Source organism: Enterobacter sp. WPR_3_1 (genome assembly GCF_003635055.1).
Classification (GTDB): Bacteria; Pseudomonadota; Gammaproteobacteria; order Enterobacterales; family Enterobacteriaceae; genus Enterobacter; species Enterobacter ludwigii.
Genome location: NZ_RBXU01000011.1, coordinates 17,411 through 38,799 on the forward strand (window position 1 = coordinate 17,411; position 21,389 = coordinate 38,799).

Sequence of the window (21,389 nt, forward strand, 5' to 3'; positions counted from 1 at the left end):
TTCAAAAATGCTTAACTCAATGCTCCGGTTAATCTAACCGAATGGTTAAATATCACCTCATACAACCTTAATATCATTCCGTTACGCTGATAATTTTCCAGTTGCCATTATCTTTTTTAAGCGACACTTTAAACCTTGCTTTAGGTTCAGAGCCATCACCCAAAATAACGCCAACCAATGAATCGCTTCCTTTTTTGTGTAACATCAAAAGTGTTTATATTTGTTCTCCACGATAAAAACATATCTTGTGATTTTGTGAAATAGTTGACATCAGTCTCAACCCAAATCCCATACCAATCGCAGATATAATTACCTTTATCCTGTTTACACTCGTGTTTCTGCGCACATTTCTTGGCTAATTCTGATTCGGAAATCGAATCATCAGAATCATAATTACACATGGCGGAGTCATTTATGCTTTTTGCTAAATCATCAGATAAATATATTTTGACTAATGCTTCGTTACCACCTGATTTATCCTGAAGATATGCAGAATAAAAATCATGGACTATACTCTCGGGGCTTTTTGATTCATCAGCCAGTGAAACATTTGAAAATGAAAGCGAAAATAGGAAAACAAATGCAATGCGGTGTTTATGAGTTAATGATTCCATTTTCGACACTCAATCATTAAAAGATTTACTGCTAATTTTGCTTTCCTGAGTGATATCCGTCAGGCTGAAATTAGGTGTTTCGTTGGGAAGATTTGCGCCTGCACCTGGCACCAGATAGTTAGACGTTTTCATAATGAACTCACCAGAGGAGCCGTGTTCAATACCGTTCTTACTCAGCCTCAGGTAAGACCCACCACCGTTAAGCGTCAGTGTTTCAGGCGTGCTGATAATAATTTCGTCTTCACTACTGGTCACCGTCAGCTGCTTTTCAGAAAACAGGGCCATCGTGTTGTGCTGAGCCTGAATCTCGATGTCACCCTGGTTGGCAACCAGCTTCGCCCCGTCTTTATGCACAAACATCCCCAGCGCTTTTTCTACCGTCACGGACAGATTCCCCATGGCCCCGACATCAAGATGCTGCCCTGCATTGATCATGGTATTGCGGGTACTGCTGAGCTGAAGGTGTTCACCTGAGGTAAATGCCACGCCCTGTGGAGCACTCCCCAGCAGGACCGCAGACTGGAGGTCTTTGATTTTGTCGGTTACGAGGCTAATCTGGGTGCTGATGTCGGATACCAGGGCACCGGCTGCTTCAGCGGCGCTGTTCAGGGCCTGCATCTGGCTGTTGGCCTGGCTAATCTGGTTAATCGCAGGCGCCATTTCCAGTACCGGTCCCTGGGCTTTGGCCTGGGCATCCGCCGTCAGGAACAGCCCTTTTGCCGCACGTACAGCGCCATGTTCATCCGTTCGCAGTTCAAAACCGGCCCCGCGCTTTTCACGCTGGCTGTTGACCAGGTGTCCCATGTTAAGCTGCGTTTTGCCATATTCCGTCGCGAGCTTGATATGCTCTTCCTGGCGCTTATCCTCCATCCGCAGCTTATTGTTCGCCGGAGTGCGCCAGACGTTCCGCGTATGATTGTCACTGGTGACATGGTCCGGATGTTCTGAATCATGCAGGGCATAAGCGATGTAGGGACGATCCGGGTCTCCGCCGTCAAATACGATTGCCACTTCCGTTCCGTCGATAAGAGGGGAGTGGAATCCGTAGGTATCACCGGCATAGGGTTTTGCCAGCCGAAGCCACAAATAGGCATAGCCCTGTTCCGGACTGTTGCGGTCGAAGTCCAGTTTCACCCGGTAGCGCCCTTCCGGGTCGAGCCAGGAGTAGGTATCGCCTTTCTGAGTGCTTTCCACCCGGGCCGGAAGCGAGCCGGATATGACCGGGCGTTTAAGTAATGCCGGACGCCAGCAGACGGTTTCGCTGTAGGGGATGCCCTCAAACGTCAGCGTAAAGCTACTTTTGCGTGAACCGCTGGTGCGTACCGTGGTGATGACGATACCGCCTTTTACGGCATCGGGTAATGAGCCGTCCGTTTCCAGTACCTGACCCGGTGCTAGATGAGGGCTAGAGGAATGACCTTTGACGTGATACTGCGCGTTCAGAATGCGTTCGTGACGCAGACGGGCGAAGTATGCCCCGGTCTCTGTACTTTCAGCGTCACCTGCTGTCAGGAAAGGCTCCGCATAATGATACGTTTCCCCGGTGGTGATCCCCTCTTTGCTGAAAATACTTTCGGTGCTGTCCTGAGGCGTCAGTGCATCACGGTAGTTGTAGTCACGGGTGGCCACACTTCCGCTTACCACGTTATATGCGGTCTGAATATCCCAAATGCTCTCCTGCCCGCTGTCACTCATCCCGGCCTGGTTGCGTAATGGCAGCGTGACACCAAATTCATACTGCTGCTGGCTGTCCTGAAAAATCACCACATCCTGCTCAAGACGGCTGTCCATTTCATAGCGCCAGTAAATGCCCACCTCCGCCAGCAGGCGCTGGATAAATGCCAGATCGGTTTCCCGCCACTGGGTAATGAGTTCGCGGGCCGGATAGTCACGAGACAGATGGAACTCAAAATCAGGACCTTCAAGTCCGTGCTTACGCAATACCCGTTCAACCACTTCTGTAACTGACTGATTGAGGTAGATTTCGCTCCCTTTCGTATAGTCCAGAAGGGCGATACGGGGAACGATCGTCAGTGCGTAACGGGTCTCATCATTCGAGGTGGACACGCGCCGAAATGACTTAACCACGCCGAATATCGTCCGGACCGGCAGCGCTGGTGTCCCGTCAAACACGGGTGTCTGGAAAGTAAATGACGCCGGTTTCAGCAGTAACGTGTCGCAGGCGATATCCGCAGAGGTGCAGGTCACCGCCACGTCATACCGCCAGGGCTGGCTGAGTGACTCCACCGCACTGAAGCACACCACATCCAGAAACTCAGTGCAGCCATGCACGTCAACGCGGTAGCGTGACTGGCCCAGCAGTTGTTGTATCTGGCTGTTTGCCTTGCTTATTAAAGAATCGGTCATGACGCCACCACTTCTGTATTTTCATCGAAGGCCAGCACAATGCCCTCTTCATCATCCCAGGTCAGCTGTAGCGAGAAAGGCTTTTGTTTTGCTGCCATATGGCTTAGTAACTGCTGGCTCAGAACCGGCAGAATCTGCTGATTAAGCAGGCTGTCCACGTTGCGGGCCCCGGTATCCGGTAGCAGACAGGCGGTTGTCAGCGTGTCGATGAGGCTTTCATCAATGTGAGTGGAAATACCGTAGTGGCGTTGCAGGCGTGTGCTCACCTGTGCCAGCTTCATACCGACGATGGTACGCATGGCATCCGTTGCCAGCGGGCGGTATATCACCGTCTGGAAGCGAGCCAGCAGCGCTGGCTGGAAGTGATCGCGCAGGATCGGACGTAACAACTCGTGCAGATCGCTCTCAGTGGCTTCTGGTTGTTCTTCCAGCAACTGCATCAGCGGGTCACTGCCCAGATTGGACGTCATCAGGATCACGGTATTGCGGAAATCAATTTCACGCCCTTCCCCGTCGCGCATAAAGCCCCGGTCAAACACCTGATAGAACAGGTTCATCACATCCCGGTGTGCTTTCTCCACTTCATCCAGCAGCACCACGCTGTAGGGCCGCTTACGCACAGCCTCGGTGAGAATGCCGCCCTGGCCGTATCCTACATACCCCGGTGGAGAGCCTTTCAGTTGCGAAACGGTGTGCGACTCCTGGTATTCCGACAGGTTGATAGTAATGAGCGATTTTTCACCGCCATACATAACGTCAGCCAGCGCCAGTGCGGTTTCTGTTTTACCCACTCCGCTTGGACCCACCAGTAAAAACACACCCTGCGGACCGTTTTCCGGCGTCAGTCCGGTTTTTGACGCTCTCAGGCGCTGGGCAATGGCATTCAGTGCAGGACTCTGGCCAACTACACGGGTTGCCAGCTGTTCTTCAAGCGTCAGTAATTCGGTTTGCTCGTCCTTCATCAGCGACGAGAGAGGAACCCCTGTCCAGTCGGCGATCACGGTCGCGACGGTGCGGACATCAACATCCAGACCCAGCAGTGGACTGTTATTCTGAATCTGAGAAAGCTCGTGCTGAAGGGCGGAGAGTTCCTCCTGGCGGCTAATGTCTTCACGGCAGGCTTTCAGCGAGTCGGTGAGCTGCTTCTCGGTCTCATACTGTGACTGAAGGGCCATTTTTTGCTGACTGAGCGCCTGGGTCCGTTGTTCAATCTGCGGCAGACGACTGGCATCAACACTGTTACCCAGCGAAATATCTTCCAGTAACTCCTGCTGCTCCATGCCAAGCGCAGTCAGTTCAGCCTGCAACCGGGTAAGCTGTTCCGGCAGCGTGTCCAGGCTCATCCGCACCCGGGCCGCTGCGGTATCCAGCAGGTCCACTGCTTTATCTGGCAACTGGCGTCCGGTCAGATAACGACGGGACAACGTCACCGCTGCGCGGACGGCATCGCCGGTAATATGTACACCGTGGTGTTCGGCATAGCGTGATTTCAGGCCACGCAGCATCAGGCAGGCGGTGTCATCATCGGGCTCATCAACCTTGACCATCTGGAAGCGGCGCTCCAGGGCTGCGTCACGTTCGAAATACTGCTTGTACTCACTCCAGGTGGTGGCCGCAATGGTTCGCAGTTCGCCGCGAGCCAGAGCCGGTTTCAGCAGGTTGGCTGCATCTGCCCCGCCCGCCTGATTACCGGCACCAATGATGGTGTGTGCTTCATCGATAAAGAGCAGCACCGGCACCGGGGAGTGCTGGACGGCGTCGATGATATTCTTCAGTCGCTGCTCAAATTCACCCTTTACACCTGCTCCCGCCTGAAGCAAGCCCAGATCCAGGGTCCTGACGATGACAGGCTTAAGACTTTCGGGCACATTACCTTCAGCGATACGCAGCGCCAGTCCTTCAACCAGGGCCGTTTTACCCACGCCGGGTTCACCGACCAGGATCGGGTTGTTCTTACGGCGTCTGGAGAGAATGTCCACCATCTGACGGATTTCGTTATCGCGTCCAAAGACCGGGTCAATCTTTCCTTCCCGGGCACGGGCGGTCACATCGACCGTAAAGCGATTAAGAACGGACTCTTCCTGTGAAACGGCAGGCTGCGCACTTCCTCCTTCAGCCTGGTGTTGTGCTTCATGCTGTAACGGTGCGGCCCGCCCAATAATGCTGACATTGCAAGGCTTCTCACTGAGCGCAACGTCATGCCGCTCATCCGACTGGGCTTCCAGCAAGGGACGTAACCTTTCCAGCTGGCTGGTGGTCAGCGTCATCAAAGGCCAGAGGCCATCACAGCGTGTCAGCCCGGACGTTTCAACCATGGCCGCGAGCAAATGTACGCTGCGGATCTGCTCATCTCCGGCAAGCGTGGCGGCAAGCCAGGCCTGTTTCAGCAGGGTCTGGAGAGACACTGAGAGCTCCGGTCGGGTGCGGACAGAACGTGGCTGTGCATCCAGCCAGCTCAGGAGTGACTGCCAGACGGTATCCATATCCCATTCATAACGGCGGGCGAGAACGGTCAGATCACCTTCGCCCTGCTCCAGTAATTTTAACAACCAGTGCTCAGGTGTGATTTCTGCATGCGCACGGGTCTGGCATAAAGAGGCTGCACCTTCCAGCGCTCTGGCGCAGTAAGGGTTAAGTCGTCGTAACAGGACTGCTGAATGATGTTCCATGTCGTTCCCTCGTGTTCAGGCACGCTACCGCCCCTGGCCGTCAACCGATGCCCATAAGGTTCATGCCGATAAATGGTGAAACTGCTCTGCAAAGCGTCCGTCTGGCAGGCGCTGTGCGGAACAAAATAAAAGGCGGACAGAGGGAAACTGTCCGCCTGGTTTTTACGCGGTGGTTCTTTCGTTCCAGGAATCGGAATGAATGATGTTGCCGTCTTTGTAGGTCCAGGTGATTTTTTCGTAGCGCAGCTCGATCTGCTCAAGGTGGTTATGCTTCTCGAAGGAAGCATCCTTGATGTCGTGCATTTTTGGTGCAACTTTCACCAGCTTGACGTTTTCCAGTTTGGTGTTGAAATACTCAACTTCCTGACCGGCATCGTTGATCTTGTACCACTTGAACTCAGCAGACTTCAGGGTCTGGCCCGTGGTCACGGCTTTGTACAGATACGGGCTGGAAGAGTCGATTTCCTTGGTAAACAGGAATGGCGTGTGAATGCGGGTTCCGGTCAGCTTTCCAGTGTTGTTATCAGTCGGGATATACAGTGTGTGTTCCTGAGCAACAACTTCGATGCTTCCTTCGCGATCTTTCACATCTACAGAGCCCTTAATGTCAGCGCCGCCATCGTCTTTCAGCCACAGATAAACTGGGATTGCCATGTTTACTTCTCCATTTCTTGAGTTGAAACGTCACGTACATCCTGTGACGCATGTTTTGAGCCTGGCAGACGACAGGCGTCAGCCTGCGGTACCAGACTGATCTCGACACGCCGGTTATGCGCACGGCCATCAGGCGTATCGTTTGAAGCAATCGGTCGGCTGTTGCCGTAGCCCTGAACGGCAAAGCAACTCTCCGGGACGTCCCCGGTATCACGCATCCAGTTACGGACGGCTTCAGCGCGTTGTAAAGACAAGGTCTGATTGAGCTGTATGCTACCGGTATTGTCTGTGTGGCCGCTGACCACGATCAGCCAGCCCGGTTTGGCTTTGATCCCCACCAGCGCGTTGACGAGTATTTTGGTTGACCCCTCTTTGAGCGCTGATTTGCCGGAATCGAAAAGCGACATGCTATCGAGACGAACTATTTTCGGGACCGGTTTTGGTTCAGGGGCAGGTGGAGGTGTCCAGGTATCTATGGCCTGCTGCAAGGCCAGCCACAGGCGTTGTCCCGGGTAATAGCCCAGGCTGTAACGTAAAGGCTCTCCCTGCCGTTGCCAGCGTTCAAGCAGGAGTGCATCCTGTTTCAGAGCAGCCAGCGAGTCCGCTTTAGGACGGTAGTGATTCATCGGGATCGCGTTCCAGCGCTGTAAATCGGCACTCACCTGACGGATGAGGTCACGATTATTGAGCGCGGAAATACCCAATGCGGTCAGCGCGCACAGCCACATCAGCAGCACCAGGCGGCGGGTACGCTGCCCCCCCTGAACGGTTGATGCAAAAGGTGCCAGAAGTGGCAGAACGGCATCCGGGAAAAGGGTTGCCAGAACTGACTGACCGGACTGGAGGGAAAACTGCAAGCAGGTCCGGGCACAAAGCCAGGTGGACCAGACTGACTGAGCCTCAGGATTGACCACGCCGAGGCGCATGGCCACGGAAAAAACACGTACAGGCGGCGTTAGCCGGTCCGGTTTCTCCAGCTCATCAGTCAGCGTATTACGGATAAAGGAAAATGCCTGGCTGACAGTTGGCAGTAGCAGGATATTGTCTTCCGCCTGCTGCCAGTCAATAAACGCCTGAGGCGAATCATTAACCGGACAGACTATCGGCTTGTCACCGCGAACGATGATCCACGGCGTTTCGGGCCCGGAAAATTCGGCATTCACCACCACCGGCAGTGTGAAACCCGTCAGGGATTTAATTTGTTTACACTGCTGGCGGAGCGTTTTCAGTGTGGAGCGCAGTACCGCTTCATCCTGATGTTCATCTGGCAGGCAGCGATACATCACCGAAAGCTGACCAACCTGCCGAGGGAATTGTTTCTGTATGCTGCGGACAACGTCAGTTAACCGGCTGACGTCACCGGCCCGAAGCCACCATCCCTGGGCTGTTTTACGCAGAGGGCCTCCCTGGAACAACGCTTCCAGCATGTCACCACACACCAGTACAACGGGGCTCTGGGTGTCGAGTAATGGCAGTTCAGCAGCCGGGAGGGTAACGTCAGATGTGTGCTCTTCACTCAGACAGTTTTTAAAAACAGTCCAGCCTGCCAGAAGGAGGATCAGCAGAGTGGCCAGGCCTTTAAAAACGGTGCCTGTCGGGATGAAATACCACAGCAACCACAGCAACGTGGCAACGGCTACCAGGGCGTGGAGGACGACCGGAATGATGACTGTTCTACGCATTAGCCATGCAGCTCCGGTATTTGTGCCGACAACAGTGACTGGAGCCAGAGGTGACCACCCCACCAGATAACGCCGGTAAGAATGACGGCGAGCGCTATCCAGAACCAGACTGAGCGCATCAGACTCCAGCGATGTTTCCCCATCCGATGAACAACCAGAGACAGGTCTGCATCAGGCGGAGAAACCCGTTCAGAAAGGGCTTTCACTACCTCATCACGCTCCGACTGGCTGACCGCTTTCAGGCTGTATAACCCCTGAAAACCCAGCGCTATCACCCGGTGATAGCAGGTTAAAACGGCCGGATTAGGTGAGGGCTGACGCAGAACCTCTGCAATCCGATCCCACAACGCTTCGCCTGCCCGGAATGAGCCAAAAAAACGGGCCTGAAGCGGCGCTTTACGCCAGGCCACCTGGCCTTCATCAACTTTCGGCTCCTCTCCTTCCTCGCCTTTTTCAGACTTACGGCTCATCACCGTTTCGTCCAGCAAGGCACATTGTGCGTAGGAAATATGCTCCACACTGGCTTCGTCATACCCGGCACGCTCCAGCGCTTCCCGCACACTTTCAACCTGTTTAACGCATTTGTTGTAAAGCGCAGTGCCATTAAGCGTAACGGCACCTTTTTTAAGCATAGTGACGGTGAGCCAGGTCTCCGTCATCAGCTGGTCGATGTCGATATCCTGTCTCATGAGCGCAATACCGCGAACAGTTCAAGTTCAAGAGCACCAAGCAACTCAGGCACATAGAACATGCACACACCCTGCTCCTGCATTTCATGCGCAGCGGGGCTTTCCATATCGAGTGCGAAGTACTGGTTTTCCATACGTACAGGCAACGCTGCCGGGACCCTGCTCACCGGGATCAACGGGATACCCTTAAGTGCCGCGCCATAGATCTCGCTGACATCATCAGGTGAACCTGCCTGACAGAGTGCAGGGAATTTCTCGGCGACCTGCCAGGCAGGGATATCGGAGCGCACAGAGAGCCAGAGGTCGGCCTCTTCACGCAGGCGGATATCGTGGAGGTTGGCTTTCCATGTCTGTCCGTCCGGGCGTGACATTTCCAGGGCAATGACCCGGGATGGCAGACTGGCCTCCAGCAAACCCGTGATCAGGTCAAACAGCGGAGGAAACGCATTGGCCGGTTCCTCGTGGTCATAACCCGGAATGGCGTCAAGATCATGGTTCAGGGAAAAGGTCAGCATACTGCCTGCCAGACGTGCAAGCTCCGCCCACACCTGTTCAGGTGGCCGGGAAGGAAAACGTTCGTATTCTGTCAGCACTCTGGCGTGAGAATTCAGTGCATTCAGCAACCAGAAAAGGGAAACATCGGCGACGGCAAAATCGGCGAGCCTTTCGTTGCTTTCACGACGCATCGTCATCAGACGCTGGCGCCGGGAGCGTAACTGACGATTGAGTAGCACCAGACGTTCGCGAAGGACAGGGCTTGCCGCAAAAGACGCAACGGGCGGAATAAAGGACGGATCCAGTCGCCATGCATTTTGTCCATCACGGATCAGTCTGGCCACCGGGCACACTTTCCAGGAATCATTGCTTTCATGGGCAAACCGGATGGTGAAATTATACCGGGCAACGGCTATGGATTCTTCTTCGGACCCGAAGGCATCCTGCAACGTCACCCATTCCTCGCGATAGCGGAGCGGGCGGTCTGCGGTAACACCTTCCTGTTCTACGTTGGCAATACCCGGCTGCATGTGAGGCAGTGCGATGACAACGGTTACGGAATCGAGACCTGCCAGCTGGCTGGCATCTAACTCCCGTGGACGTGGAGGCAGATCGCTCCTTTGAGCATCAATCAGCGATCCATCGTCCAGCCAGAGGCGTAGCTGCGTAATCTGGATCAGACCAGACGAAAGAAGGCTGTCATTAAACTCAATCTTTTCTACCCCCCAGGGGAATGGGGATGCTAGCGCTGATGCACCGGCACCGCGAAAAGACTCCCATTCAGCCTGCTGCTGGAACTGTTGAGGGGACAGTAAAGCCCCCTCGTTCCACAGTGGACGATATATTTTCATCCCTGCTCCTGCCCTATGCTTTGGCTTTCGGCATCTGGGATACCAGTGACAGATTGACGTCCATCCCTTCTACCTGGAAGTGCGGCACGGCGTACAGCTTCACGCGGAAGAAGCCCGGGTTATCTTCGATATCTTCCACCACCACTTTCGCATCGCGCAGTGGGTGGGACGCCTGCAGCTCATCGCCGGGATCGGTCATTTCCGTCACCAGACCGCGAACCCAGGTGTTCAGCTCCAGCTCCAGAAGACGACGATCCTTAGTGGTGCCGATGTTTTCGCGCTGAATGAGCTTCAGGTAGTGCGCGATACGCGACAGCAGGAAGATGTAAGGCAGACGGGCGTTGATGCGGCTGTTGGCAGTAGCATCAGCGGTGTCATACGTGGCCGGCTTCTGCGTGGAGTTCGCCGAGAAGAAACAGCTGTAATCGCGATTCTTGTAGTAGGAAAGTGGAATGAAGCCCAGATTCGCGAACTCAAACTCACGGGTTTCCGGGATCATCACTTCGGACGGGATCTTCACCTGGTTGCCGGTACCGAGGTCATACAGATGGATAGGCAGGTCCTGAACGGCACCACCAGCTTGTGGGCCACGAATTTGTACACACCAGCCGTTGTTAATGAAGCTGCGTACCATGTTGGATGCAAAGGCAAACGAAGCGTTGGTCCACAGGTATTTGTCATGATCCGGACCTTTCACTTCTTCGACGTAGTTGAAGCTACGCACAGGTACGGTATCCGGACCATAAGGCAGGCGCCCCAGTACACGCGGCATGACCAGACCGATATAGCGGGAATCATCCGTCTCGCGGAAGGATTTCCACTTGATGTACTCAGCGCGGTCAAAGTAATTACCGATATCTTTAATGGCCGCCACGTCCTCCATATTGTCTTTCAGGAAGAATTTCGGGCCGGCAGAACCGATAAACGGCATATGTGCAGCCGCAGACACTTTAGAGATGTTGCGCAGCAGGGCTACATCCTGCGCAGACGCATCAAATTCGTAAGCGGAAATCAGCGCAGCAATCGGCTCTCCACCCGGGGTATCATACTCATCAATATATGTATGTTTATACAGCCCACTTTGGACGATTTCCGGGCAGTCTTCAAAGTCCTGACGCAGGTCTTCTTTAGACATATCCAGGAGTTCAACTTTCACGTTCTGGCGAAAATCGGTTTTGTCGACAAGAGATTTCACACCGCGCCACAGACTTTCTACCGCCTGAAAGTCTTCATGATGCATAACAGCATCAAGCTGACGGCTGATCTGGTAATCCAGTTCCGCGATATGGTGGTCAATCAGGTTTTTGTCGAGTTTCTCAACTTTTGAGCCCGCTTTTGTCAGACATTCCAGGAACACCTTCATGCCGGCAGTTAAACGTTCGTCTGCTGTTGCATCCGACATCGCCTGTACATCCTGCCAGATATCAAGCGCACTTAGCTCAGAGACAGGGTTAAGATTGATTTTTTCAAACAGGGACGCATATACCCCGCCTGCTGCAGGACGTTCAAGCACTACACTCTCGTTACCCGCGGCATTCTCATTTTTTACAGACATCAACATATTCCTTATTAATCCGTTAAAAGCATATGGCCGTTATGGCTGTTTCGGAGCCAGGGCTGAGAGTTCGGCTCTGAGTTCTGTACTTAATGCAGGGTCGAGAAGAATTTTTTCCAGCTCTTTTCGGAAAGCCTGGTTATCAAGCAGGTTTGCTTTTAAATCGCGAAGCAAATTGCGCATGGAGAGCATGGCCTTCAGCTGAGGTATTTGCCGCGAAACCTGCTCCGGAGAGAAATCATTAATACTCTGGAATGTCAGATTGATGTTGTCTTCACTGCCATCACCAGCAAGCGTGTTTTTAACGGTAATATTTACGATTGGGGAATATTCGGAAAGTACAGAGTCAAAGTTGTTTTTATTCAGATTAACTTTTTTGCGCTCCGATAGTGGTGCAGTCTCCTGACCATTACTGAAGTCTCCCGCCACCAGTAATTTCAGGGGGAGCTCAGTTTTCTTGCTCGCTCCGCCCGTATGCAAATCAAGCTTTAAATTAATACGTGCCTTGGGTATTTCGGACTGAAAAGAAGAGTTAGACATGGCTATCCCTGTTTTATGGAGTTATAAAAACGGTCAATGCCAGTGAGAAATTAATAAGAAAGGCAAACCCAGCCAGAACAACTTCCAGGCTCACGTCATCGGACGAAAATCAAAACCCCGGAATTAAAAGCGGGCACATTCCATTCACCAGCATATCGACATTGTATTTTTGAGTATTTGTCTGAAATGAAAAAATTTCGGATAAGACCCAATGGCCGGAGTGTAGGAACGTTCCCCACCCGATCGGAAATCAAAAAATGTAACAAAATGTTTCCAATAGAAATCCTGACAGCCAAAGATCATCTTTCTGATTTATAAGAATTTTCTTGCATACCCCTTTAACCCTTATGAAATAAGGGTGTACAGTAAGTGATCAATTTAATTTAGGGACAACTTTGTATAAAATCTCATCAATCACATGAAATATCTGATTTTGTACTTTTATCAAAAAATGAAAGGCAGAACGTGCCTGCCTGTGTGAAAAATTGGCGACATTTACTGGCCTTCACCATTTTTATTATTTATTTAAATGGGTCTTATTATTTTCATCAGAAAAAAAAATATCACAGGGGATTTTTGCATGTCTCGCCCCAGTACTCGTGATATGTACATCTCAGGTATCGTTCGAGGAGTGGGTACGACCCTGAACAACAACCTTTGCTGTGTAGCTTGAAAAAATTCGGAAGGGTGTCGATCGTTCCGTAAGTTATATGCATAAGGGCGTACCTGTGAAGCTGATTCCCTTAGATCGCGTGGCTACATCCGATAACCATGAAAATGTAACCAGACGACTGAATGCTCTCACTGATGAAAACAGGCATTGCAATCGTGATGAAGATGAGATGTTTGCTATTAACTATTTTGAGAAGGGAACGACTCACGTCATTAAACGACCAGAGCGGGTGGATAACCCCAATGACATCATCGCTGGCATTATCCTGGAACACCAGGAGCAAGATGTAACAGATGCCGGTTACTAATCCGTCCAATGGATTCTTAGCCCCACCGACACAAGCCAGACGGCAATGGCATACTGAAAACCGACAAAAACAAAAAACCCAGGTCGCATAACGACCTGGGTTTCAAATTTGGCGGAAGCGTAGAGATTCGAACTCTAGAACCCTTTCGGGTCGCCGGTTTTCAAGACCGGTGCCTTCAACCGCTCGGCCACGCTTCCAAAGTGAGGCGCACTATAAACATCTATTAGCGCCTTGTAAAGCAGGAATTTTTCTATTTTTTTCTGCGGGTGCTGTCCATGTCCCTTAAAAGCAAAAAGCCCCGCGATATGACTATCGCAGGGCTTTTATGTCTGGCGGAAGCGCAGAGATTCGAACTCTGGAACCCTTTCGGGTCGCCGGTTTTCAAGACCGGTGCCTTCAACCGCTCGGCCACACTTCCTAAGTGAGGCGAACTATAAACACCTCTCCGCATGCTGTAAAGAGTGACCGCATTCGTTCGCTTTAAAAATAGCCAAAACGCGTTTAATCGGTTGAATAGACAACGTATCGGCCATTTTATCAGCACAAAATTCAGCGTTCATACTCAGTGTTTTTTGATATACATGTCCCTGGTGAAATAGTACCCCAGCTTGTCCGGCGTGAATCCTCCCACCCACGGTTTGACCAGGTGCGTGCGGACATAGTGATAAACCGAAATGGCAGGCACATCACGCGCCAGCAAATCTTCCGCCTGCTGATAGAACTTACCGCGCTCTGCCGGTGTTTTGGCTTTCGCGGCGTTCACCAGCGCCTGGTCATACTCCGGATTGCTGTACTGGCTGGTGTTTTCGCTGTCACCGGTACGGAAGTTGTTCAGGAAAGTGGCAGCATCGTCGTAATCGGCAATCCAGGCGTAGCGCACTGCGTCAAAGTCATGGGTATGCATCGTATCGAGCATCGTTTTCCACTCCTGATTTTGCAGCTTCGCCTCCACCCCGAGGTTTTTCTTCCACATCGAGCTGGCGGCAATCGCGATGCGCTGGTGCGATTCAGAGGTGTTATAGAGCAGGTTAAAACGCAGCGGATGGCTGGCGTTAAAGCCGGCTTCGGCCAGCAGCTTTTTCGCTTCTTCGATTCGTTTATCCATCGGCCAGCTGGCATAGTCCGGGTTCTGGAGCGTCAGACCGCCAATATCTGGCTGGCTGATAAGCCACGCCGGACGCTGCCCCTGCCCTAATACTTTCCCGGCAATGATCTCTTTATCCAGCGCCATGTTCAGCGCCTTACGTACACGCGCGTCGTTGAACGGCGGCCGGGTGGTGTTGAATTCATAGTAATAGGTGGCAAGCTGCGGGGAGACATCCAGCTGGCTACCCAGGGTTTTCTTGAGCTGGGCAAACTGGTTGATCGGCACCGTATAAACAATATCGATTTCACCTGCTTTAAAACGGTTTACATCCGAGGCCTCGGATGTGATCGGAAGATAGGTCACCTTATTGATAACGGTATGTTCGTTATCCCAGTAGCGCGGGTTACGCTCCGCCACGATGCGCTCGTTAACCACCCACTGCGACAGTTTATACGCTCCGCTGGTGACGATATGCTCCGGTTTGGTCCACTTATCACCAAACCGACCAATGAGCACCTTATCCACCGGCACCAGCGACGGGTGGGCCAGCATGGCAAGGAATGCGGCATTAGGTTGAGTCAGCGTGACCTCAAGCGTGGTATCGTTAATGGCTTTTACACCCAGCGTATCCGGTGCTTTTTTCCCCTGAGCGATATCAGCGGCGTTAACAATATGCATGTTGCCCGGATAGCTGGCATACGGCGAGGCGGTTTTGGGGTCTGTCAGACGCTGCCAGCTCCAGACCACATCCTGCGCGGTAATCGCGGTGCCGTCACTCCATGTGATGCCTGGACGCAGATGAAAAGTCCAGACGGTGTTGTCTTTGTTCTCCCATTTTTCTGCCAGCCGTGGCTGTATTTCACCAGTTGGAGAAACGCTAACCAGCCCTTCGAAGATATCGCTGATAATATTGAATTCGACATCGCTTTCGACTTTATGCGGGTCAAGTGAGGCCGGTTCATTACCGTTGTTTCTGACCAGTTCCTGTTTATCGGCCAGCTGTGTTCCTGCTGGCACGTTAGCCGCCCAGGTCGCCGTGCTGGCGCACAGGATCCCTGCCGTTAACAAAGAGAGTGTAAAGCGCGTGCGTGCTTGTGGTTTCATTTCCTTCGCCTTATTGTCTGTTTTTTGACGATCCGGAAATAACACTTAGCGCTCAAAGTGTAATAACGCAATATTTTTCAGTAACCTATAAGAGCTTGATCTGAATAAATGAAGCAAAGCGTTGTTCATTCTGCTGAAAAGGTTTTCTGAAGAATAAACAACCAGCAGTAACGCTAACGTCCTGAGTAAAGATGGGTAAAACCACTTTGAGACTGGCGCGCCGTTTCCTATTCTTTCCGCTAATTACATCTGTCATAAGAGAGTGACTCATGGATCGTATAATTACTTCTTCACGCGACCGCACATCGCTACTCAGTACCCACAAGGTGCTGCGCAATACCTATTTCATGCTCAGCCTGACGTTGGCATTCTCGGCGATGACCGCAACGGCCAGCACCGTGCTGATGCTGCCGTCACCGGGTCTGATCCTGACGCTGGTGGGGATGTATGGTCTAATGTTCCTGACCTACAAAACTGCTGATAAACCGGTGGGTATTCTGTCCGCGTTCGCCTTTACGGGTTTCCTGGGCTATATCCTGGGGCCCATCCTTAACGCCTATCTGTCCGCCGGTATGGGCGACGTGATTGGCATGGCGCTGGGCGGTACCGCGCTGGTGTTCTTCTGCTGTTCGGCCTACGTGCTGACCACCCGTAAGGACATGTCCTTCCTCGGCGGTATGCTGATGGCAGGTATCGTGGTGGTGCTGGTAGGTATGGTGGCAAACATCTTCCTGCAGCTGCCTGCCCTGCACCTGGCGATCAGCGCCGTGTTTATTCTGATTTCATCTGGCGCAATCCTGTATGAAACCAGCAACATCATTCACGGTGGTGAGACGAACTACATCCGCGCCACCGTGAGCCTGTATGTATCGCTGTACAACATCTTTGTCAGCCTGTTGAGCATCCTGGGCTTCGCCAGCCGCGATTAATCAACAATGCTGTGAACCAGAGCCCCGCTTATGCGGGGCTTTGTTTTTTGGTACACTGCTGCGGTTTTTGACTGACGCGTGAATGACTATGTTGAGTTTTGAAGGTAAAGAGATTGAAACTGATAACGACGGTTATCTGAAAGAGAGCAGCCAGTGGAGCGAGCCGCTGGCGGAAAAAATCGCCGAAAACGAAGGTATCGCCCTCTCCCCGGAACACTGGGAAGTGGTGCGTTTTGTGCGCGAATTCTATCTCGAATTCAACACCTCCCCGGCGATCCGCATGCTGGTCAAGGCAATGGCCAATAAATTCGGTGAAGAGAAAGGCAACAGCCGTTACCTGTATCGCCTGTTCCCGAAAGGCCCGGCAAAACAGGCCACCAAAATTGCCGGCCTGCCAAAACCGGTGAAATGCATTTAGTAGCGAATACCGAAGTTAACGTATTCCCGGCCGGGTTGATGGGGTTCGGTTAAAACCTTATCAACCCGCGCGCTGCGCGGCCCACCTGCTTTCAGCCACGCCACCAGCTTTTCAACCTGCTCCGCATCACCACAGGCAACCACCTCAACGCTGCCATCATCCCGGTTTCGCGCGTATCCCGTGAGCCCCAGCTGCATAGCTTCGCGCTGCGTGCTGTAACGGAATCCGACGCCCTGAACCATGCCGTGTACCCAGGCGATTGTGCAGATTTTTGACATTTTTCTACTCCTTAACGTAGCGTTTTCGGCAAACAGCCATAATGTTGCCGGAAACGGGCAGTAAAACGAGAGCTGGAAAGATAACCACATTGTAATGCGATTTCGCCAATAGGTAACCGGGTTGACTGTAAGTGTGACAGCGCAACGGCCATCCTCACCTCCTCAACAATCTGGCGAAAACTCTGCGACTCTTCGCGTAACCGTCTGCGTAGCGTCGGCACGCTCAATGCCAGGCGGCTGGCAACATCCTGTGCAGTCCAGGCCCTGGCGGGCGACAGCATGATGAACTGCCGCACCTGCTCGGACAGGTGGCTATTACGCGCTATAAGCAACGGCCCTGCGACGCCGTCATGAAGCAATGCCAGCAAAAGGCCGAAAGCCTGATGCTTTTGTAACGCCTCCGGTAAATCCTGACGCACGGCATGCAGCAGGTTACTCCACATAAATGCCAGCCCCTCACTCAGGGGAGCACAGAGGGAATGTAATTCTGTGCGCGGCCAGGATTTCAGGTAATGCGTTTTAAACTCCGCCAGAAGCTCCGGTGACAACATCAATAAGTCAGAGCGAAAGAGACCATTCGCGGGTTGATTTATGATCTCCAGCGGCGTATTGGCGGGAATAATGATCAGCGACGCTTTCGTCGCCACCAGGCGGTTATCGTCCTGAACAATCACTTTACTGCCGTGAGTGATATGGCAAATGGCAGGAAGAAAGAGTTTAACCTGGTGCAGGTGATGCATTTTACTGGCACTCACTTCACCAGCCGTCAAATGTTTATGTTGAAACTGGACTCCCTGCACCATGCCATCCTTATCTGCTGTAGGTAACGGTTAAGCTGGCCTTTGCCAGGACGTGACTGTTAAGCATAAAACCCACCAGCGCGCCGCTGGCATTCCTGTCGACAGGCAATTTATCCACATCCAGCGCCCAGACGGTAAACTGATAACGGTGCGGCTTATCCCCTTTGGGCGGACATGCGCCGCCGAAACCAGAATAACCGAAATCATTACGCCCCTGCACAACCCCGGCCGGTAATGTCTCACCCTTCTGGTTTCCGGCATCGGCGGGAAGCGTCAGCGTCTGGAGGGGAATATTGACCACCGTCCAGTGCCACCATCCACTTCCGGTAGGGGCATCAGGGTCAAATACCGTGACTGCAAAACTTTTCGTCCCGACAGGCGGATTTTTCCACGCCAGTTGTGGAGAGTGATTCCCACCGTGGCACCCAAACCCATCAAACACCTGCTGTTGCGACAACGGGCGTTCACTGGCCAGATCCTGACTGCTGATGGTGAACGACGATGCCGCTAAAACATGAAAACTGACCACCGCCAGGGTGGTTACTGCTATCGCACGGCGCTTTTTCATTTGTGTTTCCCTTTGCTGTACCGGAAACCCTACTGTAAAGCCCACTGCAGTGCAGCACTGTGCCTAAGCGATTTGATTTTGTGCCGAAACGCTCAAAGGCATCCGCAGATGATTGCGACTTGCTGAATGTGCTACTCTACGCGCCATTTCCCTGGAATCGACAGAATAGCAAATTATGAGTGTACGTTTAGTGTTAGCCAAAGGGCGCGAGAAGTCATTATTGCGCCGCCATCCCTGGGTCTTTTCCGGTGCAGTAGCCCGTATGGAAGGCAAAGCCAGCCTCGGAGAGACCATCGATATCGTTGACCATCAGGGGAAATGGTTAGCGCGAGGCGCATATTCGCCAGCGTCCCAAATCCGCGCTCGCGTCTGGACCTTTGATAAAGATGAAACGATCGATATTGATTTCTTCGTTCGTCGTTTACAGCAGGCGCAGCAGTGGCGTGAGTGGCTGGCAAAGCGTGACGGTCTGGACAGCTACCGTGTTATTGCCGGTGAGTCCGACGGTCTGCCTGGCGTGACGATCGACCGCTTCGGTAACTTTCTGGTACTGCAACTGTTAAGCGCAGGAGCTGAATATCAACGTGCCGCGCTGATCAGCGCGTTGCAATCGGTTTTCCCGGAATGCGCCATTTATGACCGCAGCGATGTGGCAGTGCGCAAAAAAGAGGGCATGGAGCTGACGCAAGGTCCGGTCACCGGTGAACTGCCGCCTGCCCTGTTACCAATCGAAGAGCACGGTATGAAGCTGTTGGTGGATATCCAGGGCGGCCATAAAACGGGTTACTACCTGGACCAGCGTGACAGCCGCCTGGCCACTCGCCAGTATGTTGCCGACAAACGCGTGCTGAACTGCTTCTCCTATACCGGCGGTTTCGCCGTCTCGGCGCTGATGGGCGGCTGTGCCCAGGTTGTCAGCGTTGATACCTCTCAGGAAGCGCTGGACGTGGCGAAACAAAACGTCGAGTTGAACAAGCTGGATCTGAGCAAAGCCGAGTTTGTTCGCGATGACGTCTTCAAGCTGCTGCGTAAGTATCGCGATCAGGGCGAGAAATTCGACGTCATCGTGATGGATCCACCGAAGTTTGTGGAGAACAAAAGTCAGTTGATGGGTGCCTGCCGCGGCTATAAGGATATCAACATGCTGGCCATCCAGCTGCTGAACCCGGGTGGAGTGCTTCTCACCTTCTCCTGCTCCGGCCTGATGACCACAGATTTATTTCAGAAAATCATCGCTGATGCCGCAATAGATGCTGGTCGTGATGTACAATTTATAGAACAGTTCCGTCAGGCAGCCGATCACCCGGTGATCGCTACCTACCCGGAAGGGCTGTATCTGAAAGGGTTTGCCTGTCGCGTCATGTAACTTGAAAAGAGAAATATTGCCCGCACATAACGTGTAAGTAGTGTTTCCCGGGAGGTGACTATGATTGCCAGCAAATTCGGTATCGGCCAGCAGGTCCGCCACACTTTGCTAGGGTATTTGGGTGTGGTCGTGGATATCGACCCGGAGTATTCCCTTGATGAACCGTCAGCGGATGAGCTGGCGGTTAACGCAGAGCTTCGCGCCGCGCCCTGGTATCATGTGGTGATGGAGGGAGATGATGGACAACCCGTTCACACCTACCTTGCTGAAGCGCAGCTGAGTAGCGAACTGCAGGATGAGCATCCAGAGCAACCCACGATGGATGAACTTGCTCAGACTATCCGCAAACAGTTACAGGCCCCGCGCCTGCGGAACTAAGCGTGTAAAAAAAGCCCGATAAACGGGCTTTTTTTTATGACTTCGCCAGCCCCAGACGGGGAATCTCAATCGCCGGACATCGGTCCATTACCACCGTCAGACCGGCTTCTCGCGCCAGCACCGCCGCCTGCTCGTTAATGACACCCAACTGCATCCACAGCGTTTTCGCGCCGATGGCGATGGCCTCTTGTGCCACTCCCCACGCCGCCTCGGAATTGCGGAAAACATCCACCATGTCGACTTTTTCAGGTACCTCGTTCAGCGTGGCGTATCCCTGCTGACCGAGTAAGGTTTTACCGGCCACTTTCGGCGACACAGGGATGACGTGATAGCCCTGATCGAGAAGGTACTTCATCACCCGGTAGCTTGGGCGATCCGGTTTATCGCTTGCCCCTACCAGTGCAATCGTGCGCGTCGATGTCAGAATCTCGGCAATTTCGTTCTCTTTCATGGTTTTCCTCCAGGCTTTTTTATGAGTGTACGTCAAAGCGCACATCTCAACCATGCATCCCATGCAGATGCATGAGGGCAAAACGGCAGAATATGTCTATATGTTAGTAAACGTGATTATCGAAATATTTGGATACATTACCGCGGCCGAGTCATTTCAACAGGAGCCCTCTATGAAAACCGGCATTGCCACTGCTGTGATTGCGTTAGTGATGCCAGTTTGCGTCTTTGCGACCACGCTACGGCTTTCAACGGATATTGATCTGCTGGTGCTGGACGGAAAAAAAGTGTCCAGTTCCTTGTTGCGCGGTGCGGACAGCATCGAACTTGATAATGGGCCACACCAGCTGGTATTGCGGGTAGAAAAAACCATCGGCCTCGCTAATCATGAACAACGCATGTATATCTCTGCGCCGCTGATTGTCAGTTTTAATACCCAGCAAGTCAGTCAGGTGAACATTACCCTCCCGCGTCTTGAAACCGAAAAAGAGTCGGCGGCCTTTGACGCCTCTCCGCGCCTTGAACTGCTGGACGGGGATTCAATGCCGATTCCGGTAAAACTCGATATTCTGGCGTTAACCTCGTCCCCGAAAGGCACCGATTACGAGGCCGCGACCGAAATCTATAACAAGGCGGGCAAACGCGCTTCCCTTCCACAGTTTGCCACCAGGATGGCCGACGACAGTACGCTGCTGTCCGGTGTCTCAGAGCTGGATGTTATTCCACCACAGTCCCAGACGTTAACGGAACAGCGTCTTAAATTCTGGTTCCAGCAGGCCGATCCTGAGACCCGGGCCCGTTTTTTACAGTGGGTGAAGCAACAACCTTCATCATAAGCCACATTTTTTTCGCCTTTCTCTTGCAGCGTCAGGCGGTTCCCGTCATCGTGTAGTCAGTTAACCTGATGGATAAGAT

At 52.7% G+C, this 21,389-nt stretch carries 20 protein-coding genes and 2 tRNA genes; 6 read left to right on the forward strand and 16 right to left on the reverse strand.

Annotation, left to right across the window (positions count from 1 at the left end; translation table 11 throughout):
- Nucleotides 1-155: 155 nt before the first annotated feature.
- The 9 genes from BJ887_RS14195 to tssB form a co-directional block, all read right to left on the reverse strand.
- Nucleotides 156-614 (reverse strand): hypothetical protein, encoded by a 459-nt coding sequence (locus tag BJ887_RS14195; RefSeq protein WP_229216849.1) that lies wholly within the window; start codon nt 612-614, stop codon nt 156-158.
- A 9-nt stretch (nt 615-623) separates the two neighbouring features.
- Complete coding sequence (locus BJ887_RS14200; protein WP_121340023.1) at nt 624-2,981, reverse strand: type VI secretion system Vgr family protein; 2,358 nt, start codon at nt 2,979-2,981, stop codon at nt 624-626.
- Nucleotides 2,978-5,650: a type VI secretion system ATPase TssH gene (gene tssH, locus BJ887_RS14205; protein WP_121340024.1), complete on the reverse strand. Its 2,673-nt coding sequence runs from the start codon at nt 5,648-5,650 to the stop codon at nt 2,978-2,980. The genes BJ887_RS14200 and tssH overlap by 4 nt, the downstream gene beginning before the upstream one ends.
- Before the next feature lie 162 nt (nt 5,651-5,812).
- Nucleotides 5,813-6,304, reverse strand: coding sequence for an Hcp family type VI secretion system effector (locus tag BJ887_RS14210; RefSeq protein ID WP_001007312.1), 492 nt, complete (start codon nt 6,302-6,304; stop codon nt 5,813-5,815).
- Nucleotides 6,305-6,306: 2 nt separating this feature from the next.
- Entirely contained in the window at nt 6,307-7,986 is a 1,680-nt protein-coding gene (locus BJ887_RS14215; RefSeq protein WP_121340025.1) for an OmpA family protein, read from the reverse strand.
- Nucleotides 7,986-8,675, reverse strand: coding sequence for a type VI secretion system protein TssL, short form (gene tssL / locus BJ887_RS14220; RefSeq protein WP_121340026.1), 690 nt, complete (start codon nt 8,673-8,675; stop codon nt 7,986-7,988). Before tssL ends, BJ887_RS14215 begins: the two co-directional genes overlap by 1 nt.
- The gene (tssK, locus tag BJ887_RS14225; protein ID WP_050736591.1) at nt 8,672-10,021 is read right to left on the reverse strand and encodes a type VI secretion system baseplate subunit TssK; all 1,350 of its coding nucleotides are present in this window, start codon (nt 10,019-10,021) and stop codon (nt 8,672-8,674) included. Before tssK ends, tssL begins: the two co-directional genes overlap by 4 nt.
- A 13-nt stretch (nt 10,022-10,034) precedes the next feature.
- Nucleotides 10,035-11,582 carry a type VI secretion system contractile sheath large subunit gene (gene tssC, locus BJ887_RS14230; RefSeq protein ID WP_121340027.1) on the reverse strand — a complete coding sequence of 516 codons (1,548 nt, stop codon included), beginning with the start codon at nt 11,580-11,582 and terminating at the stop codon, nt 10,035-10,037.
- A 33-nt stretch (nt 11,583-11,615) separates the two neighbouring features.
- Nucleotides 11,616-12,116 (reverse strand): type VI secretion system contractile sheath small subunit, encoded by a 501-nt coding sequence (tssB, locus tag BJ887_RS14235; protein ID WP_121340028.1) that lies wholly within the window; start codon nt 12,114-12,116, stop codon nt 11,616-11,618.
- A 728-nt stretch (nt 12,117-12,844) separates the two neighbouring features.
- Between tssB and BJ887_RS14240 the strand changes: the two genes are divergently transcribed.
- Nucleotides 12,845-13,096: a DUF4942 domain-containing protein gene (locus tag BJ887_RS14240; RefSeq protein WP_309487394.1), complete on the forward strand. Its 252-nt coding sequence runs from the start codon at nt 12,845-12,847 to the stop codon at nt 13,094-13,096.
- Between the two features lie 109 nt (nt 13,097-13,205).
- On the opposite strand, the gene BJ887_RS14245 is transcribed toward BJ887_RS14240, so the two are convergent.
- The 3 genes from BJ887_RS14245 to BJ887_RS14255 form a co-directional block, all read right to left on the reverse strand.
- Nucleotides 13,206-13,293 (reverse strand) — tRNA-Ser (locus BJ887_RS14245).
- A gap of 133 nt (nt 13,294-13,426) precedes the next feature.
- Nucleotides 13,427-13,514, reverse strand: a tRNA-Ser gene (locus BJ887_RS14250).
- 144 nt (nt 13,515-13,658) lie between these two features.
- Nucleotides 13,659-15,287 carry an ABC transporter substrate-binding protein gene (locus BJ887_RS14255; protein WP_121340029.1) on the reverse strand — a complete coding sequence of 543 codons (1,629 nt, stop codon included), beginning with the start codon at nt 15,285-15,287 and terminating at the stop codon, nt 13,659-13,661.
- Between the two features lie 269 nt (nt 15,288-15,556).
- On the opposite strand from BJ887_RS14255, the gene yccA reads away from it, so the two are divergent.
- Nucleotides 15,557-16,216 (forward strand): FtsH protease modulator YccA, encoded by a 660-nt coding sequence (gene yccA, locus BJ887_RS14265; protein WP_014169445.1) that lies wholly within the window; start codon nt 15,557-15,559, stop codon nt 16,214-16,216.
- A gap of 88 nt (nt 16,217-16,304) precedes the next feature.
- Nucleotides 16,305-16,634 carry a sulfurtransferase TusE gene (gene tusE, locus BJ887_RS14270; protein WP_020884782.1) on the forward strand — a complete coding sequence of 110 codons (330 nt, stop codon included), beginning with the start codon at nt 16,305-16,307 and terminating at the stop codon, nt 16,632-16,634.
- Here tusE and yccX read toward each other — a convergent pair.
- From yccX to BJ887_RS14285, 3 genes are read right to left on the reverse strand one after another with little or no spacing between them, the layout of a single operon-like run.
- Nucleotides 16,631-16,912 carry an acylphosphatase gene (gene yccX, locus BJ887_RS14275; protein WP_020884783.1) on the reverse strand — a complete coding sequence of 94 codons (282 nt, stop codon included), beginning with the start codon at nt 16,910-16,912 and terminating at the stop codon, nt 16,631-16,633. The genes tusE and yccX overlap by 4 nt on opposite strands.
- A gap of 11 nt (nt 16,913-16,923) precedes the next feature.
- Complete coding sequence (locus tag BJ887_RS14280; RefSeq protein ID WP_047742509.1) at nt 16,924-17,715, reverse strand: AraC family transcriptional regulator; 792 nt, start codon at nt 17,713-17,715, stop codon at nt 16,924-16,926.
- A 7-nt stretch (nt 17,716-17,722) separates the two neighbouring features.
- A complete protein-coding gene (locus BJ887_RS14285; RefSeq protein WP_047742507.1) occupies nt 17,723-18,280 on the reverse strand; it encodes a kinase inhibitor in 558 nt (185 codons plus the stop codon).
- A 175-nt stretch (nt 18,281-18,455) separates the two neighbouring features.
- Here BJ887_RS14285 and rlmI point away from each other — a divergent pair, with 175 nt between their 5' ends.
- Together rlmI and hspQ are read left to right on the forward strand one after the other, a co-directional pair.
- A complete protein-coding gene (gene rlmI, locus BJ887_RS14290; protein ID WP_032677819.1) occupies nt 18,456-19,646 on the forward strand; it encodes a 23S rRNA (cytosine(1962)-C(5))-methyltransferase RlmI in 1,191 nt (396 codons plus the stop codon).
- Between the two features lie 60 nt (nt 19,647-19,706).
- On the forward strand, nt 19,707-20,024 hold the full coding sequence (gene hspQ, locus BJ887_RS14295) for a heat shock protein HspQ (protein ID WP_013097248.1): 318 nt from the start codon (nt 19,707-19,709) through the stop codon (nt 20,022-20,024).
- Between the two features lie 34 nt (nt 20,025-20,058).
- Here the strand turns inward: hspQ and BJ887_RS14300 are convergent, their stop codons facing one another.
- Nucleotides 20,059-20,475 (reverse strand): CoA-binding protein, encoded by a 417-nt coding sequence (locus BJ887_RS14300; RefSeq protein ID WP_025204532.1) that lies wholly within the window; start codon nt 20,473-20,475, stop codon nt 20,059-20,061.
- Between the two features lie 172 nt (nt 20,476-20,647).
- Between BJ887_RS14300 and BJ887_RS14305 the strand changes: the two genes are divergently transcribed.
- Nucleotides 20,648-21,310 (forward strand): DUF2057 family protein, encoded by a 663-nt coding sequence (locus BJ887_RS14305; protein ID WP_047742551.1) that lies wholly within the window; start codon nt 20,648-20,650, stop codon nt 21,308-21,310.
- Nucleotides 21,311-21,389: the final 79 nt, after the last annotated feature.

Coding starts and splice junctions, on each gene's coding strand:
- BJ887_RS14195 (WP_229216849.1), bottom strand. CDS start 614: ATGGAATCATTAACTCATAAACACCGCATTGCATTTGTTTTCCTATTT.
- BJ887_RS14200 (WP_121340023.1), bottom strand. CDS start 2,981: ATGACCGATTCTTTAATAAGCAAGGCAAACAGCCAGATACAACAACTG.
- tssH (WP_121340024.1), bottom strand. CDS start 5,650: ATGGAACATCATTCAGCAGTCCTGTTACGACGACTTAACCCTTACTGC.
- BJ887_RS14210 (WP_001007312.1), bottom strand. CDS start 6,304: ATGGCAATCCCAGTTTATCTGTGGCTGAAAGACGATGGCGGCGCTGAC.
- BJ887_RS14215 (WP_121340025.1), bottom strand. CDS start 7,986: ATGCGTAGAACAGTCATCATTCCGGTCGTCCTCCACGCCCTGGTAGCC.
- tssL (WP_121340026.1), bottom strand. CDS start 8,675: ATGAGACAGGATATCGACATCGACCAGCTGATGACGGAGACCTGGCTC.
- tssK (WP_050736591.1), bottom strand. CDS start 10,021: ATGAAAATATATCGTCCACTGTGGAACGAGGGGGCTTTACTGTCCCCT.
- tssC (WP_121340027.1), bottom strand. CDS start 11,582: ATGTTGATGTCTGTAAAAAATGAGAATGCCGCGGGTAACGAGAGTGTA.
- tssB (WP_121340028.1), bottom strand. CDS start 12,116: ATGTCTAACTCTTCTTTTCAGTCCGAAATACCCAAGGCACGTATTAAT.
- BJ887_RS14255 (WP_121340029.1), bottom strand. CDS start 15,287: ATGAAACCACAAGCACGCACGCGCTTTACACTCTCTTTGTTAACGGCA.
- yccA (WP_014169445.1), top strand. CDS start 15,557: ATGGATCGTATAATTACTTCTTCACGCGACCGCACATCGCTACTCAGT.
- tusE (WP_020884782.1), top strand. CDS start 16,305: ATGTTGAGTTTTGAAGGTAAAGAGATTGAAACTGATAACGACGGTTAT.
- yccX (WP_020884783.1), bottom strand. CDS start 16,912: ATGTCAAAAATCTGCACAATCGCCTGGGTACACGGCATGGTTCAGGGC.
- BJ887_RS14280 (WP_047742509.1), bottom strand. CDS start 17,715: ATGGTGCAGGGAGTCCAGTTTCAACATAAACATTTGACGGCTGGTGAA.
- BJ887_RS14285 (WP_047742507.1), bottom strand. CDS start 18,280: ATGAAAAAGCGCCGTGCGATAGCAGTAACCACCCTGGCGGTGGTCAGT.
- rlmI (WP_032677819.1), top strand. CDS start 18,456: ATGAGTGTACGTTTAGTGTTAGCCAAAGGGCGCGAGAAGTCATTATTG.
- hspQ (WP_013097248.1), top strand. CDS start 19,707: ATGATTGCCAGCAAATTCGGTATCGGCCAGCAGGTCCGCCACACTTTG.
- BJ887_RS14300 (WP_025204532.1), bottom strand. CDS start 20,475: ATGAAAGAGAACGAAATTGCCGAGATTCTGACATCGACGCGCACGATT.
- BJ887_RS14305 (WP_047742551.1), top strand. CDS start 20,648: ATGAAAACCGGCATTGCCACTGCTGTGATTGCGTTAGTGATGCCAGTT.